At 33.1% G+C, this 18,511-nt stretch carries 19 protein-coding genes; 13 read left to right on the plus strand and 6 right to left on the minus strand.

Annotation, left to right across the window (positions count from 1 at the left end):
• Window positions 1-164: 164 nt before the first annotated feature.
• Entirely contained in the window at window positions 165-506 is a 342-nt protein-coding gene (locus M2326_RS16490; protein WP_264620644.1) for a hypothetical protein, read from the minus strand.
• Between the two features lie 389 nt (window positions 507-895).
• On the opposite strand from M2326_RS16490, the gene M2326_RS16495 reads away from it, so the two are divergent.
• Window positions 896-2,782: a T9SS type B sorting domain-containing protein gene (locus M2326_RS16495; RefSeq protein WP_264620645.1), complete on the plus strand. Its 1,887-nt coding sequence runs from the start codon at window positions 896-898 to the stop codon at window positions 2,780-2,782.
• Between the two features lie 128 nt (window positions 2,783-2,910).
• Here the strand turns inward: M2326_RS16495 and M2326_RS16500 are convergent, their stop codons facing one another.
• Window positions 2,911-3,948: an RluA family pseudouridine synthase gene (locus M2326_RS16500; protein ID WP_264620646.1), complete on the minus strand. Its 1,038-nt coding sequence runs from the start codon at window positions 3,946-3,948 to the stop codon at window positions 2,911-2,913.
• Entirely contained in the window at window positions 3,938-4,555 is a 618-nt protein-coding gene (locus tag M2326_RS16505) for a PASTA domain-containing protein (RefSeq protein ID WP_264620647.1), read from the minus strand. The genes M2326_RS16500 and M2326_RS16505 overlap by 11 nt, the downstream gene beginning before the upstream one ends.
• Before the next feature lie 251 nt (window positions 4,556-4,806).
• Here M2326_RS16505 and M2326_RS16510 point away from each other — a divergent pair, with 251 nt between their 5' ends.
• The 4 genes from M2326_RS16510 to M2326_RS16525 are packed head-to-tail and all read left to right on the plus strand — an operon-like array spanning window position 4,807 to window position 7,638.
• On the plus strand, window positions 4,807-5,778 hold the full coding sequence (locus tag M2326_RS16510; RefSeq protein ID WP_264620648.1) for a D-alanine--D-alanine ligase: 972 nt from the start codon (window positions 4,807-4,809) through the stop codon (window positions 5,776-5,778).
• An 11-nt stretch (window positions 5,779-5,789) separates the two neighbouring features.
• Complete coding sequence (locus M2326_RS16515) at window positions 5,790-6,479, plus strand: DUF421 domain-containing protein (RefSeq protein ID WP_264620649.1); 690 nt, start codon at window positions 5,790-5,792, stop codon at window positions 6,477-6,479.
• A 58-nt stretch (window positions 6,480-6,537) separates the two neighbouring features.
• Window positions 6,538-6,999, plus strand: a complete 462-nt coding sequence (gene coaD / locus M2326_RS16520) for a pantetheine-phosphate adenylyltransferase (protein WP_264620650.1) — start codon at window positions 6,538-6,540, stop codon at window positions 6,997-6,999.
• Between the two features lie 60 nt (window positions 7,000-7,059).
• Complete coding sequence (locus M2326_RS16525) at window positions 7,060-7,638, plus strand: PhnA domain-containing protein (RefSeq protein WP_264620651.1); 579 nt, start codon at window positions 7,060-7,062, stop codon at window positions 7,636-7,638.
• A 164-nt stretch (window positions 7,639-7,802) separates the two neighbouring features.
• Here M2326_RS16525 and M2326_RS16530 read toward each other — a convergent pair whose 3' ends face one another.
• Together M2326_RS16530 and M2326_RS16535 are read right to left on the minus strand one after the other, a co-directional pair.
• Window positions 7,803-8,039, minus strand: coding sequence for a hypothetical protein (locus tag M2326_RS16530; RefSeq protein ID WP_264620652.1), 237 nt, complete (start codon window positions 8,037-8,039; stop codon window positions 7,803-7,805).
• Window positions 8,040-8,137: 98 nt separating this feature from the next.
• Window positions 8,138-9,304, minus strand: a complete 1,167-nt coding sequence (locus M2326_RS16535) for a THUMP domain-containing class I SAM-dependent RNA methyltransferase (protein WP_264620662.1) — start codon at window positions 9,302-9,304, stop codon at window positions 8,138-8,140.
• A 152-nt stretch (window positions 9,305-9,456) separates the two neighbouring features.
• On the opposite strand from M2326_RS16535, the gene M2326_RS16540 reads away from it, so the two are divergent.
• The 8 genes from M2326_RS16540 (at window position 9,457) to lysA (ending at window position 15,951) form a co-directional block, all read left to right on the plus strand.
• On the plus strand, window positions 9,457-10,221 hold the full coding sequence (locus tag M2326_RS16540) for an SAM-dependent methyltransferase (RefSeq protein WP_264620653.1): 765 nt from the start codon (window positions 9,457-9,459) through the stop codon (window positions 10,219-10,221).
• Window positions 10,222-10,365: 144 nt separating this feature from the next.
• Window positions 10,366-11,037 (plus strand): ZIP family metal transporter, encoded by a 672-nt coding sequence (locus M2326_RS16545; RefSeq protein ID WP_264620654.1) that lies wholly within the window; start codon window positions 10,366-10,368, stop codon window positions 11,035-11,037.
• A gap of 5 nt (window positions 11,038-11,042) precedes the next feature.
• Window positions 11,043-11,945, plus strand: coding sequence for an EbsA family protein (locus M2326_RS16550; protein WP_264620655.1), 903 nt, complete (start codon window positions 11,043-11,045; stop codon window positions 11,943-11,945).
• A 69-nt stretch (window positions 11,946-12,014) separates the two neighbouring features.
• A complete protein-coding gene (locus M2326_RS16555) occupies window positions 12,015-12,602 on the plus strand; it encodes a hypothetical protein (protein WP_264620656.1) in 588 nt (195 codons plus the stop codon).
• Between the two features lie 345 nt (window positions 12,603-12,947).
• Window positions 12,948-13,760 carry an N-acetylmuramic acid 6-phosphate etherase gene (gene murQ / locus M2326_RS16560; protein WP_264620657.1) on the plus strand — a complete coding sequence of 271 codons (813 nt, stop codon included), beginning with the start codon at window positions 12,948-12,950 and terminating at the stop codon, window positions 13,758-13,760.
• 19 nt (window positions 13,761-13,779) lie between these two features.
• Window positions 13,780-14,001 (plus strand): DUF6095 family protein, encoded by a 222-nt coding sequence (locus M2326_RS16565; RefSeq protein ID WP_264620658.1) that lies wholly within the window; start codon window positions 13,780-13,782, stop codon window positions 13,999-14,001.
• Complete coding sequence (locus tag M2326_RS16570) at window positions 14,001-14,573, plus strand: pentapeptide repeat-containing protein (RefSeq protein WP_264620659.1); 573 nt, start codon at window positions 14,001-14,003, stop codon at window positions 14,571-14,573. Before M2326_RS16565 ends, M2326_RS16570 begins: the two co-directional genes overlap by 1 nt.
• Window positions 14,574-14,733: 160 nt before the next feature.
• The gene (lysA, locus tag M2326_RS16575; protein ID WP_264620660.1) at window positions 14,734-15,951 is read left to right on the plus strand and encodes a diaminopimelate decarboxylase; all 1,218 of its coding nucleotides are present in this window, start codon (window positions 14,734-14,736) and stop codon (window positions 15,949-15,951) included.
• A gap of 69 nt (window positions 15,952-16,020) precedes the next feature.
• Here lysA and pafA read toward each other — a convergent pair whose 3' ends face one another.
• The gene (gene pafA / locus M2326_RS16580; RefSeq protein ID WP_264620661.1) at window positions 16,021-17,634 is read right to left on the minus strand and encodes an alkaline phosphatase PafA; all 1,614 of its coding nucleotides are present in this window, start codon (window positions 17,632-17,634) and stop codon (window positions 16,021-16,023) included.
• Window positions 17,635-18,511 lie beyond the last annotated feature (877 nt).

Below are 18,511 nucleotides of genomic sequence, written 5' to 3' on the forward strand. Positions count from 1 at the left end.
TTGAGTAATCTTTTTGCGTACGCTTAACATAGCGTGTTTCTTCATGTTTTTCCATAAGGATACTTTTTGTGTATCGCTATTTCAGGACGGGACATAATCAGATATAAAAAAACCTATCCCTATCATTTAAATAGTTATAGGTTTTTTTTATGTCCAGTAAAATGCTACAATATTTGAATTCCTTCTCCTTCCAATAAAGTCAGAAGCGATCTACTTTCAGTAACATCATAATTTTCAATTCCACTCTTGTACCACTCTTCAATTATATTTAGTTGAAAATGGGTAAAATCCTCCGAATCAATTGACATTCCTAACATTCCTGCTAACTGAAATTCATCCAAGACTTTTTTAGTAACAATGCGATTCGGAATTCCTTCCTTAATCTTTCCATTTAATCTTTCATAATCAGACCTTCCACATTCAAAACCAGATTGAAAGGCATCACAGTTAAGATCGTAAACATTTAATGGACACAAAGGTTCAAATCCTTTTGAATATCCTTCCATGTAACCTTGTCTATAAACCGGGTCAAATATATCCCCCATGCCGTTGTAGTGTTAGTTTCTTAATTAATTTAATACAAAACTAGTACTAAATCAAATCGTAGAAAATTAAAATCGTTTAACAGAAAATAAATACTTCAATCGTCACTTTAGGGCCTATTTTACCCCAAAAAAATAGTTTCAATTCATTCTTCAACTTAGTTTTTATTGATTATTTTTACCAAACACAATCAAAATCATTACATTATGAAGGTGTTTTAAGTTAAATTTAATCTAATCATTAAAAAATAAGTAGATCAAACACAATATTATTTTGTTTTTTACCTTAAGATAATTACGTCATTTTATTGCTTACTTTTAAACTAATTATTCCAGACACCAACATCATCCAAATGTTTCTATTTTATTCGAAAATAAATATTTTTACTGCACTTTTAATTTTAACTTTTCTAAGTGTTTATTCGCAGAATGTAAAAGTTGAACCTACGTTTACATTTTTAAATTCTACTTTAAAAACCTACACCGTTGCTGATTTACGAGTAATTGAACTTCCCACGGGAGCGACGTATACCTGGTATGATGTACTTACAGGAGGTACTGCTTTGCCAAACAATACTCGATTAGTGAGTGGTACCATTTATTATCTTGAAACATCACCAAAAGCAGCCATTGGCACACGTCTAGAAACGATTGTCTATGAATTTAAACCAATTTTAACCGCAGATAAAACCACCAATATTTGCAATGGCGAAACAGTAAAGATCACGGCAACTGGAATCCTCTCTAACGAACAATTTGAAGTTGAAAACACCAATGATCAAGGCCTTAAACTTACCAAAGTAATAGAATATGGTAATTCAAATTACTACGTAAAAATACAACCTACATCAATGACTTGGGAAGAAGCAAATACTCTGATTAATAACATCCCAGGTGCCTCAATGTACATCATAAATAGTAAAGTAGAAGAAAAAGTAGTTTACGACGGACTATTATCCAAAGGTTTAGCAAAAGGAAGTTTTGATGACGGAATCGCTTATTGGCTAGGATTAAAACAATATGCAAATGCCATTGATTTTACTGATACTAGAACTCAAGGAGGCTGGTACTGGATTGATGGATCACCTTTAACATATAATAACTGGAGCACCAATGAGCCTAACGATTACCACCAGCTTGCAGGTACAAACTATGTATTATATGATGGTGGCGGCTTCATTAACGATGAAGATTACGGACAGTTTGAATTTCAAAATCGAGGTATAAAATGGAATGATGCTCCAAACAGTTCTACCGACAGAAACTCCTATCCAATTTTCGAATTTACAGTTTCAACAGAATTGCAATGGTACCAATTAAATACTACAACAAATAGTTTTGAGAGTATGCCAGGGCAGACCAAAGCAGAGTTGAGTGTAGTGACCAAGTCGGGTGTAGAAAAATTCAGATTGGACCTGATATTAAACGGCACAGTCTTATCGCTACCCTATGAAATTTCAAAAATCGAACCAAAAGTCTACCCTATTTCTGCTCAATTAACGACATTGTGCGCTACAGGAACAGATGCTACAACTTTAAAAGAAACTGCTGTTTTTGATACTAGTACATTTGAGAGCACACTTATTGGCAGTCAAACTGATGTCACTGTGTCTTATCAAGACGCGGCTGGTAACACATTGTCGAGTCTGCTACCAGATTCTTTTACTAGTAGCACACAAACAATAACGGTAAAAGTAGCCAACACAGCCACACCTAGCTGTTTCATCACAACTACAATTCCGTTCATTGTAGTACCTACAATCAAAATCAAATCGGTAGAAATCAAAGACCTATCCACAATAAATTCTGTAACCGTAGAATTAGAAAATAATTTGGGTAAAAACGTATACAGTATCAACGGTAGTACAGGTCCATTTCAGGAAAGTAACTACTTCAGTCCTGTAGCTCCAGGGAAATACGAAATCTATGTTAAAGACATTAATGAGTGTAATTATGACTCACAAGTTATATATGTAGTTGGTGCACCACAATTTTTTACTCCAAACGGAGATGGGTATAATGATTATTGGAATATCAAAGGGCTAGACAATACCTTGCTGCCAAACGCTATTATTACTATTTATGATCGTTACGGAAAATTTTTGAAAAAAATTAGTCCGCTTGACCTAGGTTGGGACGGAACCTATACAGGAAAACAACTTCCAGCAACCGATTATTGGTACACTATACAACTAGAAGATGGTAGAGAAGCTAAAGGTCATTTTAGTCTCAAACGCTAAAAAAAAGGTTAATCATTTATCGTAATAAACAATTAACCTTTTCCATATTTAAAATCTCATACTTAATAATTCCCGAAATAGATTTACTAAAATACAATCAATCAAAAATCATTATACATAGAGTCAAATTATTCATCTTCAGCAGTATGTGATTTTGAATAGCCTCTCCATTTATCAATACACTCTTGAAAATCATTTGGTAAATCGGTATCAAAACGCATATGTTCTTTAGTTGTCGGATGCACAAATCCAAGTGTTTTAGCATGCAAAGCTTGTCTTGGCAATACTTTGAAACAATTATCAATAAATTGTTTGTATTTGGTAAATGTTGTTCCTTTCAAAATTAAGTGACCGCCATAACGCTCATCATTAAATATAGGGTGACCAATGTGCTTCATATGTGCCCGTATTTGATGCGTACGTCCGGTCTCTAACACACAAGAAACCAAAGTTACATAACCAAAACGCTCCAACACTTTGTAATGTGTAATCGCAGGCTTACCTACTTCAGGATCTGCAAAAACAGCCATTTGCATGCGGTCTTTCAAGTGACGAGCCAAGTTTCCTTCAATCGTTCCTCCTTCTTCATCAATATTTCCCCAAACCAAGGCAACATATTCTCTTTCGGTAGTCTTGGCTTCAAATTGCTTTGCCAAGTGCGTCATCGATGCTTCAGTTTTAGCAATAACAAGTAAACCAGAAGTATCCTTATCAATACGGTGTACCAATCCTGGACGTTCACTGCTGTTCATTGGCAAATTCTCAAAATGAAAAGCCAAGGCATTCACCAAAGTTCCTGTATAATTTCCATGACCTGGATGTACAACCAAGCCTGGTTCTTTGTTTACAAGCAACAAAACATCATCTTCATAAACTATATCCAATGGTATATTCTCTGGCAAAACATGATTCTCATACGGAGGATGCGTCAACATCACCGTCACAATATCAAACGGCTTCACCTTATAATTGGATTTCACCGGAATATCGTTCGCAAAAATATTTCCTTCCGTGGCTGCAATCTGAATTTTATTTCGAGTTGCATTTTGGATTAACCCCATAAGGTATTTATCAATTCTCAACGGTGTCTGACCTTTAGTCACCTCAAATCGATGGTGTTCATATAATTCTTCCTCTAAGTCAACCGACTCTATATTATTGTTCATTTGGCATTTCATCTGTTGGACTCGCAATTGTGTCCGTTGGTAAACTCTCTTCGTAACTCGCTTTTCCGTCTCCTAAAACCAAATCAATTTTAGATCCCTTCAAAACTTTATCTCCTGGGCTGATATTGCGTCCTTTACTACGCATCTCTAGCACCATATCTTTTCCTAAATTAGGTATATAAGTAATCGTTCCTTCTTCAAGACCCAATGCTCTCAAAGTCGGCACTGCTTCTCTATAGGTTTTCTCAATTAAATCTGGAATCTTAACTGATGAAAATCCCGAAGAATTTATTTTAAGATACACTTTTCTTCCCACCTTCACCTTTGCACCTGGCAATGGGTCTTGCTGTACCACACTATATTTTGGATACCCACTTCTAAAATCAAGACTATCCAAAATCACATAGTCCAAATCCAATTCATCCAATTTCTCTTCCACTTGCTCCTCTGTCAATTTGCTCAAATTGGGAACCGTAATCTCATTTCCATGATCTGTGGTAAAAGTCAACCAATGCATCAACAAATAGCCCAGAACCGCAATAATCAAAAGCGCCAAAAAAGCTTGTACAAAAAATACTCGACTAGTAAGGTATTTAGGTAAACTCATAAATTAATTTTTATAATACAGCAAAGATATAGCTATTTCGTTCCAAAAAAAATGATAATTTTGTTTAACAAAAGATGAAGGCTTTATTTAGGAGCTATTTCCCGCTATCCGCTTCAATCTTGTGGGGGCATAAAGCCCACCCCCACAAGGATTTTCGCTACTATCGGGGCTAGAAATTCCCATTATCAAACAATTTCATTTTTTAAACCAAAACAGCATCAAAAAGTAAATAAAAGTTAAAACATCAATAAATGAAAAACATTGCCATCATCATGGGAGGTTATTCAAGCGAATATAAAATCTCCTTGATTAGCGGAAACGTAGTTTATCAGAACCTAGACTATACTCAATACAACCCTTTTTGTGTTCATATATTCAAAGAAAAATGGGTCTATGTCGATGCAGATAATAGAGAATATCCCATTGACAAAAACGATTTCTCAACAACAGTAGATGGTACCAAAATTACATTTGATTGTGTTTTCAATGCCATTCATGGTACACCAGGAGAAGACGGTTTAATGCAAGCATATTTTGAATTAATCAATATGCCACAAACTGCCTGCGATTACTACCAAGCCGCTTTAACATTTAACAAAAGAGATTTATTATCGGTCTTGAAACCTTACGGTATCAAAACTGCAATTTCGTATTACCTAAATTTGGGCGACGAAATCAATACCGACGAAATTATCAATAAAGTAGGACTACCTTGTTTTGTAAAACCAAATAAAGCTGGTTCTAGCTTCGGAATCTCAAAAGTACACACAGCTGAAGATTTGCCAATAGCAATCGAAACTGCCTACAAAGAAGATAACGAAATTATCATCGAGAGCTTTCTTGACGGAACCGAAGTTTCTGTAGGAGTCATTAACTACAAAGGAACCGTAACCGTATTACCAATGACCGAAATTGTATCCGAAAATGACTTCTTTGATTACGAAGCCAAATATTTAGGAAAATCACAAGAAATCACTCCCGCAAGAATTTCAGACGCAATGACAACAAAAGTGGGAGCTATCGCCAAACGTGCCTACGAAGTTTTAAAAATGAAAGGATTCTCCCGTTCAGAATTCATTATTGTAGATGATGAACCATACATGCTCGAGATGAATACTATACCCGGAATGACCAACGAAAGTTTACTACCACAACAAGCAACTGTAGCGGGTATATCCTTGCAAGATTTGTTTGGTAATGCAATTGAATTGGCTTTGCTATAAAAGACACTAAAATGGAAATATTTGACTGGAAGAGATTATTATTAAATGATTTACCTCCCAATTTTTTACTTGAAGTATTATTTCGCTCTATAATAATGTTTACCGTTTTACTTTTGGCATTAAAAATTGCTGGGAAAAGAGGTGTCAAACAATTATCTGTTTTCGAAACTGTAATTATCATAAGTTTAGGATCTGCGGCGGGAGACCCAATGTTATATGATGATGTTGGTTTATTGCCAGCGATAACAGTCGTTTTGACAATTATTTTATTTTACAAAGGAATTACTTGGCTTACAGGCTTTAGTCCCAAGTTTGAGCAATTTATGGAAGGTAAAATTCAATGCATAATTGATGAAGGAGAATTTTCGTTAGAAAGCATTAAGAAAGAAAGTTTAGCTCAAGATGAGTTTTTTCTAGAATTAAGAATAAAATCTATTGAACATTTGGGACAAATTAAAAATGCATACATCGAAACTAACGGAGAAATTAGTACCTTTTACTATCCTGATGATCAAGTTAAATATGGCTTACCTATTCTACCTCAGTTATTTGATGAAAAATCAGAAATTATTACTGAGAAAGGAATTTACGCTTGCTCCTTCTGTGGAAATATTCAAGAAGTCACGACTAATGGTGGAATTTGCGAAAATTGTAATAAAAAGGAATGGGTACGAGCGATAAAAACGATTAGAATCTCATAGTGCTACAATTCCCAAATAAACGTTTTACCTTTGTAATAACTCACATCAATACTAAACAATGAGAAAAGCTATATTTCCAGGCTCCTTTGACCCCATTACACTTGGCCATGAAGACATCATAAAAAGAGCAATTCCGCTCTTTGACGAAATTGTAATTGCCATTGGTATTAATGCCGAAAAAAAATACATGTTCTCTCTTGAAGACAGAAAACGATTTATAGAAGAAACCTTCAAAAATGAACCCAAAATTTCTGTAATCACCTACGAAGGGCTAACCATAGAACTCTGTCAAAAAATCAATGCAGATTTTATCTTAAGAGGTTTGCGTAATCCTGCAGATTTTGAATTCGAAAAAGCAATTGCTCACACCAACAGACATTTATCAAAAATAGAAACCATCTTTTTACTAACTGCCGCCAGCACATCCTTTATCAGTTCAAGCATTGTACGTGATGTTATCCGTAATAAAGGTGAATATCAAAAATTGGTACCTAAAGCAGTTAGCGTAGCTACAAAATAAAACTATATTCCATAATAAATTAGGCAAATTATAAGTAATTTAGCCACTAAAAATAAAAAAATGAGCATCGATAGAGAATTAAACAAACGCAGTGGTTCAAAATGTGAAATTTGCGCCGCGACAGAAAATCTAAAAGTATATACCGTATTACCTACTCAAAAAGGAGGACTAGACGAAAGTATTTTTGCCTGTACAACCTGTATCGATCAAATTGAAACATCTGGTAATGAAGATTTAAACCACTGGAGATGTCTGAATGATAGCATGTGGAGCGAACATACGGCTGTTCAAGTTGTTGCTTGGAGAATGTTAAGCCGTTTGCACGCATCAGGATGGCCACAAGAATTGTTGGAGCAAATGTATTTGGATGAAGATACCCTAGCATGGGCACAAGCCACTGGCGAAGGAGAAGAGGACGAAAACAAAATCATTCACCGTGACAGTAATGGAGTTATCCTAGAGCACGGAGACTCTGTAGTGCTTATCAAAGATTTAAAAGTAAAAGGATCTAGCATGGTTGCAAAACAAGGAACAGCGGTTAGAAATATCCGTTTAGACCATGAAAACGCCGAATACATAGAAGGAAAAGTTGATGGACAAACAATTGTCATCATCACACAATATGTAAAGAAAACATAAGGACCGATTACAATCAAAACATTTAGACTATTTTAAACATAAAAAAAACGTTAGTAGAATTACTTCAACCAACGTTTTTTTTATGACCTTTTTTTATATAATAAATGCTAGCCACAAACGGAGACTCCAAATGAACTTAAATCTCAATTCAAAGCTAAAAAATTTTACTCTATCTCACGAACTTCTTTCAAAAAAATCCATTTCATAAATAGTTTCTCACCGTCTTTAGTTCTCAATGCTTTAAATTTTGGAGACAACAAAGTACCTACCACAAAAGCCGTCATCGGTATCCAAAAACCCATTAAACTTGTATATTGAGCTACTAAATATCGTACCGATAAAAACAAGATTGCAAAGCAACCCAATTGGTATAAAAAAGCTCTTATTTGTAATTTTGTCATTTTTTCACAATTTTAAGTAGTTAAGTTTCTGAAGTACTTAAGAGTTAACACATCAACCTATAAACTCAGCAGCTTAGTTACTTATATTTTTAATATATTTATTCTTTAACCTCTTGAAATTTTGTACGTTTACTTCCTTCATACATTTCGTATTTCACCAAACGAGATTCGATACTCGCATTGAATAATTTAATTTTTCGTGAAGGTTTCAAACCAACATACTTTAGCGCCTCTAGATTCCCTGTGATAAACCAAGCATTAGTTCCAGGATAATTCTTTTTCAAGGTATCACCAATACTTTTGTAAAATTCCTCCATGTGAATATCCAAACGCTCATCATAAGGCGGATTGAAAACCATATGCAACTTTCCTTGGGTAGTTTTTTCGGTATCAAAAAAGTTCTCTTCTTGAATCGTGATGTACTCTTCTAGATTTGCATTCTTAATATTATCCTTAGCTTTCGATACTGCTGATGGTGCTTTATCATATCCTTTGATAGTATGATGAAATTCACGCACTTTACTCAATAAACTATCAGTAATCTTATCAAACAAGTCATTATCCCAATCTTTCCATTTTTCGAAAGCAAATTCTTTACGGTTAATGTTTGCTGGAATATTGCACGCAATCATAGCTGCTTCGGCCAAGAAAGTTCCCGAACCACACATTGGATCCAGAAAATCTGTTTGTCCGTCCCAACCAGAAAGTAATAGTACTCCCGCTGCCAAGACTTCGTTTATAGGAGCTATATTCGTCGCCGTTCTGTAGCCACGTTGGTGCAATGAATTTCCAGAAGTATCTATAGCAACCGAAACTTGGTCTCTATCAATATGAATATTAACTCTCAAATCTGGAAAAGCTTTGTCAATACTTGGACGTTGGCCAGTACGTTCTCTAAACTGGTCTACAATCGCGTCTTTACATTTTTGTGAAACAAATTCTGTATGATTAAAATTTGGTGAGTGTACCGTAGCATCAATCACAAAAGTCTGATTGGCATTAATATATTTTGACCAGTTAATACTAGCCACACCTTTATATAGTGCTTGTTCGTCTTTCGCTCTAAAAAAATAAATAGGTTTCAATATTTTCAAAGCCGTACGTAAAGACAAATTTGCCTTATACATAAACCCTTTATCTCCTACAAAACTCACCATTCTCACGCCTTGTTCCACTTCTTGAGCACCCAACTGTGTCAATTCTTTGGCTAATATTTCTTCAAAACCAAAAAAGGTCTTGGCAATCATTTTAAAATTATTTTCTATCATCATGCTTTGTATCAAACAGCTTTCGCAAAATATCCTGCCCACTGTAGTCAAATTATCAATTCGCTTTTAATCCTTTTCAAGACTAAAATGCGTTATTTTTCAGCAAAAATACACTAAATTTGCGGGATAGAATAAATAGAAAAGAATAAATGTCCGAAGAACAACAACCAGCCAACTCAAATCCAGAACAACTAGCACCAACTTGGTTTAGCTCTTGGTTCGATACTCCATATTATCACATCCTATATAAAGAGCGCAATTACCGTGAAGCACAACTTTTCATGGATAACATTACGCACTACCTCAATCTACCTGAAAAAGCAAAGGTTTTGGACTTAGCATGTGGAAAAGGCCGCCACTCAATATATTTAAACCAGCTAGGTTTTAATGTATTAGGTGCCGATTTATCTGAGAACAGCATTCTACAAGCTTCTACAAACTGCAACGACAGTTTGCATTTTAAGGTACACGACATGCGAGAACCCTTCGAAGAAAAATACGATGCAATTTTTAATTTATTCACTAGTTTTGGTTATTTCGAAAATGATGACGACAATTTAACCACTCTAATCGCGATCAAAGACAGTTTGTCTGAATATGGTTTTGCCGTTATAGACTTCATGAACGTCAACCAAGTCATCAACAACTTGGTTCCTCAAGAAGTTAAAACAGTAGACGGAATCGATTTTCATCTCAAACGATACCTTGCCGATGGACACATTCATAAAGAAATAGACTTTGAAGATAAGGGACAAAAGTTTCATTATACCGAAAAAGTAAGAGCATTAACCTTGCAAGACTTTCAAACCATGATGGATGAAGCAGGAATCTATCTTTTGGATATTTTTGGAGACTATAAACTCAAAAAATTCCACAAGACTGAAAGTGAACGTCTAATTATGATTTTCAAATAGCTCAAAATATAAATTTTCACAAAGTAGTACTGTTTATTTCGATACACTTTCAAAAATTACTTTGTGAAAAAACTGTACTTTTACCATTAAATACCAGTCCATCAAAAAGGACTTTACGATAGTATTACCGTTTTACAATTCGCCATGAATTATATTTTACCATTCCTTTCGGTACTCCTAGGCTACATTATAGCCTTAGTAATCAGACCAAAAAACAAAACCAATCTCAAATTATTACTCGCCTTTAGCGGTTCCTTTTTACTTGCCTTAACTGTAATGCACCTCCTGCCAGATGTGTACGAAAGCCATAATAGCAATATTGGTTTTTTTATCATGATGGGAATATTATTTCAAATCATATTAGAGTTTTTTTCCAAAGGAGCCGAACATGGTCACGTACATGGAAAGCCCAATATGACCCACATTCCTTGGTTATTATTCATCAGCCTGTGCATTCATGCTTTCCTAGAAGGTTTTCCTGTTGGGCACCACCACGACAATCTCGCCATCGGAATTGCAATTCACCACCTTCCTATTGCCATCATTTTGACCACTTTTTTCATTAATTCACAGCTCAATCAAAAAGCAATTTTTGTTTTTATGTTAACCTTTGCTCTAATGACACCACTAGGAACATTTGTCTCTGATTACGTTCCCCTTTTAAGCAACTACCACATCGAAATCACGGCCGTAGTAATCGGAATTCTATTCCATATTTCGTCAACTATCATCTTTGAAAGTAGTGAAGGACACAAATTCAATATTGCCAAAGTATCTATGATTGTCTTCGGAATTCTATTGGCATATTTTTTATAATAGTTATGGAAATTATTGCAAAACGAAATATTTACAAATTCTATATCCCTTTGATTTTATGGAATTTAATATTTCTATCTATGGGTGTATTTATGATCCATTTACTACTTACTACAATAATACCAAAACTCATTCTAGTTACTTTATTTGGCTTAGGCATTATCATCTCTATCAACATAGCCTACATAAAATATGCACCAGCAATAGTATTGAACAAAAAAGGGATTTCGATCAAAAATAAATTCTATAATTGGAACGAAATTTCAAGTTATCAACTGACTGCAAAATCAGGTACTGTATTTAATTCGGGTGAATGCACCATTTTGATTTTTAAAGATGAAACATTTATAGAAATTTATGATGATTTTTATACTAATGCAAAGGAAATGAAAATCTTAATTGAAGAAATACATTCCAACAATCAAAAAAAAATTCCAGCACAACTAGCCGAAATAGACATTGATTTAGAAATATTTACCATCTACAAAGGAAATCCCATTCTATGCTTTACAGGATTTAGCATGTGGAGTTTATTACTATTTATTCCTTTACTAGTTATGTTAAAAAAAAACTCCATTTATGTAAAGCCTTTACTTATTTTTAATCCTTTAACTATTTTTTGGTTTATTTTTCATGCTCGAATGATGAATTACTTTGAAATTTCTGAAAACTTTATAATAATTAAAAACCACTATTTCTTTTGGAAAAAAAAGATCATCAGAATAGCTGATATCCGACAAGTTCACCTTATTAGACCTTATAAAAGACCAAATACGCTTCGCATACTATTTAATGATTTTAGCACAAAAACGTATATAGCAGGAAGCTTAACTACTTCGACTTGGAAAGAGTTGAAAACAAATTTGGATCATAAAAATATTTTTGTACGAAATGATTTTTTTTTATAATAAGATTAATTTGTTCAAATTAATGATATATTTGGATAGTATATTTCAGCTAAAATTAATTTCTTTTCAATGAAAAAAATCATTCTTTTATCCGTTGCAATTTGCACTTTCTCATTATTCTCTTTTCAAATCAACCCAGTAACCGACTTTTTATCCACTGGTTCAGTTCTTAAGTTTGAAGACCAAAACTTCAATTTAGCCTGGAGTTCCCATCCAAATGACACCTACTACAAACAAGAATATTTAAGAGCATCTGATAATAAATTTGAAACCTATCAAAAAATGCTCATCGTTGAAGCTGTAAAATCAAACATCACTGTAGAACAAGCCAGCAATATGAAATTAACAGAGTTAACGAACTTAAAGAAATCAAACCCTCTTGTTCAATTTAAAACAGAAAAAGGAGCCAAAGACGATGAAAAAGTAATATCATTTATGATAAGCGGCGGTCACAACATTCTAGAATGGAATCTTTATCGCTATCAAAAACAAACTACCAACAACGAAAATTTTCTAGTGCTATATGCCTACTCCTATCGCAATTATTTCACCAACAAAGAAGAAATTGTGAAGTTCTTGGAATATGTAAAAAGCAATAACACAAAAATTACCAGCTTAATAAATGCCGTTTCGATACCAAAAATTGAGATTAGGTAATTAAAAAAATAGCAATTACAATCTCAATGAGTATTTATAAATCATAAAACGTCACAAAAACCTATTCTTTTAGTACTTAATAGCATTTACAAACAGTTCGAAAATTTTCCCAAATCATCAGAACTATAATTAAATAGTACTCTTTCTTCACTAAACAATTAATTAAAAAGAATAGAAATAGTTATTGAGAAATAAAACTCCAATTGCCATGTTCCAAAATTGTATTAGAATACAAAGCAATTTTTTGTCTAAGCACTCCATTGCCTTTCTTTAAATCCGTAAATTTGCAGCAAGAATAAATACGTACTTGAATCCTACTGCTTTCACAGCAAAAAAAAACATACAATGACATTTACCAAAACTACCGAGCAATCCTCAAAATACGAACATCTAGATAAAATGTCTGTAACCGAGTTACTCACCAACATTAACAATGAAGACCAAACGGTGCCAATGGCAGTCGAAAAAGCTTTACCACAAATCGAGACTCTAGTTACTCAAATCGTAGCAAAAATGAAACTTGGAGGTCGTTTATTTTATATTGGCGCAGGTACATCTGGACGATTAGGCGTAGTCGATGCATCAGAATGTCCTCCTACTTTTGGAGTACCTTTTGATAGGGTCGTAGGAATCATCGCCGGAGGAGACAAAGCCATACGTAAAGCGGTTGAAAATGCTGAAGACAATGCAACACAAGCCTGGAATGACTTACAAGAATTTAACATCAATGAAAATGATGTCGTAGTCGGAATTGCTGCTTCTGGTACAACACCCTATGTTATAGGTGGTTTAAAAACTTGTAACGAAAACAATATTATTACTGGAAGTATTTCTTGCAATGCGGCAAGTCCCATTTCTCTCACGGCACAATATCCAATAGATGTGGTTGTAGGACCCGAATTTGTAACCGGTAGCTCCAGAATGAAAGCAGGAACGGCACAAAAATTGGTCCTAAATATGATTTCGACTGCTACTATGATTCAGCTAGGAAAAGTAAAAGGAAACAAGATGGTCGATATGCAACTGAGCAATAGCAAATTGGTTGACAGAGGTATAAAAATGATAATGGACGAGATTCCAGTAACATATGAAATTGCTAGTAATTTGTTAAACAAACACGGCAGCGTACGAAAAGCAGTAGAAAACTGGAACAAGTAAAAAATAAATTAATCCAATTATGGCAACCAATAAAGACGTATTATCACGTGGTATTAAATATCTTTCAGGGGCTTTACCCTTATTATTCATAGGACCAAGCGTAATTTATAACGCTTTTATGAACCAGAAAAACAATTGGCATTACCTTGTTTTAGGAATTGGAATTGCACTCTGCATTACTGCCGTATTTTTAATGTACAAAGGATTACAATTTATAATGAAAAGCTTATTCAACGACTAATGGAAGACTTAATTCACATTCAAAAAACGTTTGAAAAAGTAATATTTACAGGAAAAAAAGTAAGTAATCGCGAATTCGAAGACTGTACCTTCAAAAACTGTGATTTTGCAAACAGTGATTTCTCCAACAATACCTTTATGGACTGTGAATTCATTGATTGTAACCTTGCAATGATGCAACTCATTGGCACAAATCTCAAAACAATTCAATTTAGTAACTGCAAAATGATAGGCTTACAGTTTCATACTTGCAATGATTTCTTATTTAATGTTTCGTTTCAAGATTGTGTATTAGATTATGCTTCATTTGCAAATAAAAAAATGAATAAAACTAAATTTATTAATTCATCATTAAAGGAAGTCGCTTTTATGGGATGTGATTTAACACAATCCATATTTGATAATTGTAATTTAATAGGAGCCATATTTAACGAAACTGAATTAAAAGGAGCCAACTTACTTACAGCTTACAATTACAATATTGATCCAGAATATAACCCAATGAAAAAAGCGCGTTTCTCTACCCAAGGAATAACTGGTTTATTAGAAAAATATGATATTAAAATTGTTTAAAATTAAACAAGTACTAGCTTGAGTCAAATTATTATCTAGTGAAATAGTACATTATCTTCTTCTTTTTTTACAAAACAAACATTTTGTTATATTTTGTTAGAAATACTTTTTTTCATTGTAAAACCAATAAAGAGTAATAAATTTGCTTAAAAATATTAAAATGCAACCAAAAGACTTACTTCAATTATCTGAACAATTTGGCTCACCACTATATGTTTATGATGCCGATAAAATAAAATCACAATACAACCGTCTAACCAAAGCATTCTCAAAGGTAGAGAAATTGCGTATTAACTATGCAATGAAAGCATTGTCAAATGTAGCAATCCTTCAACTATTAGAAGGAATGGGTTCTGGTCTAGACACAGTGTCTATACAAGAAGTACAATTAGGACTTCATGCAGGATATGCACCTGAGCGTATTTTTTATACTCCAAACGGAGTGTCTCTTGAAGAAATTGAAGAGGTTTACGCACTTGGAGTACAAATTAATATTGATAACCTTTCTATCTTGGAACAATTTGGAGCAAAACACCCTAATGTTCCCGTATGCATTCGTATCAACCCACACGTGATGGCGGGTGGAAATGCAAATATTTCAGTAGGTCACATTGATAGTAAATTTGGAATTTCTGTTCACCAATTACCACATTTAGTACGAATTGTTGAAAATACAAAAATGAATATCGTAGGGATCCACATGCATACTGGATCTGACATATTGGATATTGAAGTATTTTTATATGCTGCCGAAATCTTATTTGATGCTGCAAGACATTTCAAAGATCTTGAATTCTTAGACTTCGGAAGTGGATTTAAAGTTCCTTACAAAAAAGATGATATCGAAACAGACATTGAAGAATTAGGTAAAAAACTATCAAAACGATTTAATGATTTCTGTGTCGAGTACGGTAAAAATTTAACCTTAATTTTTGAACCAGGTAAATTCTTAGTAAGTGAAGCAGGACAGTTTCTGGCAAAAGTAAACGTGATTAAACAAACAACGTCAACTGTATTTGCAGGTATTGATAGTGGTTTTAATCATTTGATTCGTCCAATGTTTTACGGTTCATCACACCATATCGAAAACATTTCTAATCCAAAAGGAAAAGAGCGTTTCTACTCTGTAGTCGGTTACATCTGTGAAACTGATACCTTTGCAAATAACAGACGAATCTCTGAACTTAAAGAAGGTGACATCCTTAGTTTTAAAAATGCTGGAGCTTACTGTTATTCAATGGCTTCAAACTACAACTCAAGATACAGACCAGCAGAAGTATTATGGATGAATGGAAAAGGTCACTTAATACGTGCACATGAAACATTTGAAGATTTATTAAAAAATCAAATTCCATTACCTGTACAAGAAAAAGTATAGTCCTGAATAACTATAAAAAAAAGGTGTATTTTAATTAAAATACACCTTTTTTTGTACAAAAAAATAATCTTAATCCTTTAAAATTTCTTCCAAAACATGAGCTTCTGTTCCATTTGGAAAAGAAACTTTAATCTTTTGAGCAATAGTTGGGGCTATTTGAGTCATTTCTTTTTTATTGAATGACTCTCCTTTTTTGATATGCCAACCGTAGAAAATCGCAGGAACATGCGTATCATAAGTATATGTAGTCCCATGAGAAGTTCCTGTTCCTTGATACTCAATATAACCTGGTTTATCCAAAATAACTAAATCTCCATTCTGCGTTACATCATACCCTTTACTAATAAAATTCAAGAAGTAATCATTTCCTGTAGAATGCAAAATTTCTTCCTCTGTATATACTCTTTTCACATAGTTTTGCGTCATCAAATACTCCTTAAAAGCTTCTTTAACATCTTTTAGTTCTAAATTTTTAGACTTAATAACTTCTTTATTGAAGAACAAATTAAAACTAGAATAATTCAAAACAAGATCAGCTCCAAAAGTTTTTAAAGAGAATGCTTTTAAGTTATTTCGAATATCTTTAGGACTAATACTATTTACATTATACTTATGATCTTTCAGGTAGTTTACATTCTCAGCTCCAGCATGATCAGCAGTTAAAAATAATAAGTAATTATCTTTTCCAACTGTTTTATCTAAATAGTTTAAAAATTCAGCTATAGTTTGATCCAAACGTAAGTACGTATCTTGTAACTCCATTGATCTTGGTCCTAGCAAATGTCCTACATAATCCGTAGAAGAGAAACTAACTGTCAAAAAATCAGTTATATTATCTTTTCCTAATTCTTCTTTTTCAATAGCCTTCATAGCAAATTCGGCTAATAAATCATTGCCATAAGGAGTAGAACGAATTACACCTGCATCATTTTTAGCGTACATATCCTTCAAGTCATAAGGAAAAACTGGAGTTGTACTGTTATATAACTTACCTTCATAAGGATTGTTATCTTCCAAACTTTCATTATAAGTACTTATTGGCTTCAATAAACCCCACCCTTTATTGATATAAGGTAGATAATGTTTTTCATCATTAAATTGTTGTACCCATGATGGTAATTTTTCACCGTAAAAGGAACTAGAGATAAAAGATCCAGTTTTACTATACCAAAATGCCCAATTTGCAAAATGACCTGCTGGTAATATTGCTCCACGATCCTTTAAACTCATACCAATCACTTTACCTTTAAAATTGGTAGCCATTCTAACTTCATCTGTAATGGTAGTGGTTAATAAATTTTTAGGAGACATTTCACCTTCTTCTTTTGTTCCATCACCAATCGTACTAACACTAGCATCATCAGTACAGTACATTTGATTACCCAATTTACGACTAAACCATTCGTTACCAACAATACCATGAATAGCTGGACTTGTACCAGTGTAGATAGAGGCATGACCTGGAGCAGTATACGTCGGCATATAATTGTAATGCATGTTTTGAAAAGTATATCCATTATCCATTAACCTCTTGAATCCATTTTTCGAAAAATCATTAGAGAAACGATATAAGTATTCCATTTTCATTTGATCGACAACAATACCAACAACCAATTTGGGTCTTTTTTGTGCTTGAAGATTTGATATGACCGCAACAGTCAATAGCAGAATTATTTTTTTCATTTTAAAAATTTAATAAAACAAAAATACAAATTAAAGGTTGAACTCCTTACATTCATTTAGTAGAAAGCAGAAAGACAAAAAGCATTTAACATTAAACTAACACAATCTAAGAAATGAATACTATTAATCAATTATTACTTACAACGTTCCACCTATAAAATAATTAAATTCTAAAATATAGCACTACTCGTAAATTAAAAAAAAAAAAACCTAAATAAAAAACGAAGAATATTGAAAATGAAAAGTCAGAAATAGACAATAAAAATCTAATGGATACAAAGTAATTTTTCAACTTATTAATTAAAATTAAAAACTTTGGCACCAAAGAAGTAGTATTTATACTTTTAAAGGTATTTGAGATAAAGTTTCAATTTACTAATCAATAGATCTTAGAATTTCATATCGTAATTAGATAAACCCAATCTTTCTTTTATCTATCTTGACAATTCTTATGACAATATTGAGCTCAACTATCCAAAAGATATATTAATTAGATGTTTGCACTTATATTTCGCTCTATATTCATGTTAACTGCTTTCATACTGCTTTTATTATCATATTGTCAGGAGTATTTAATTAGCCATTTAGAGTAAGTATCTACCATAAAATTTAAGTAAAAAAGTGGATTATAAGGTATCCAAAGTGGTGATACAAATTAGTAATATATTAAAAATTTGCCTTAGTAGTATTGATAAATAATTTATCAAAGAAAAAATCATTGAGGTTAAGTAAATTGATAATATCTAAATTATTTATTTTAGTATTTAATTATCGCAAATAAAGGGCGGATTCAAGTCATAAATGCAACTTGACCATTATTATTTAATGAATGTATAAAAACTTCGTTTGGGGTTTTGTACCCAAATCTTTTCCTAGG

This window comes from Flavobacterium psychraerolatum (assembly GCF_025960985.1).
In the GTDB taxonomy this organism is placed as follows: Bacteria; Bacteroidota; Bacteroidia; order Flavobacteriales; family Flavobacteriaceae; genus Flavobacterium.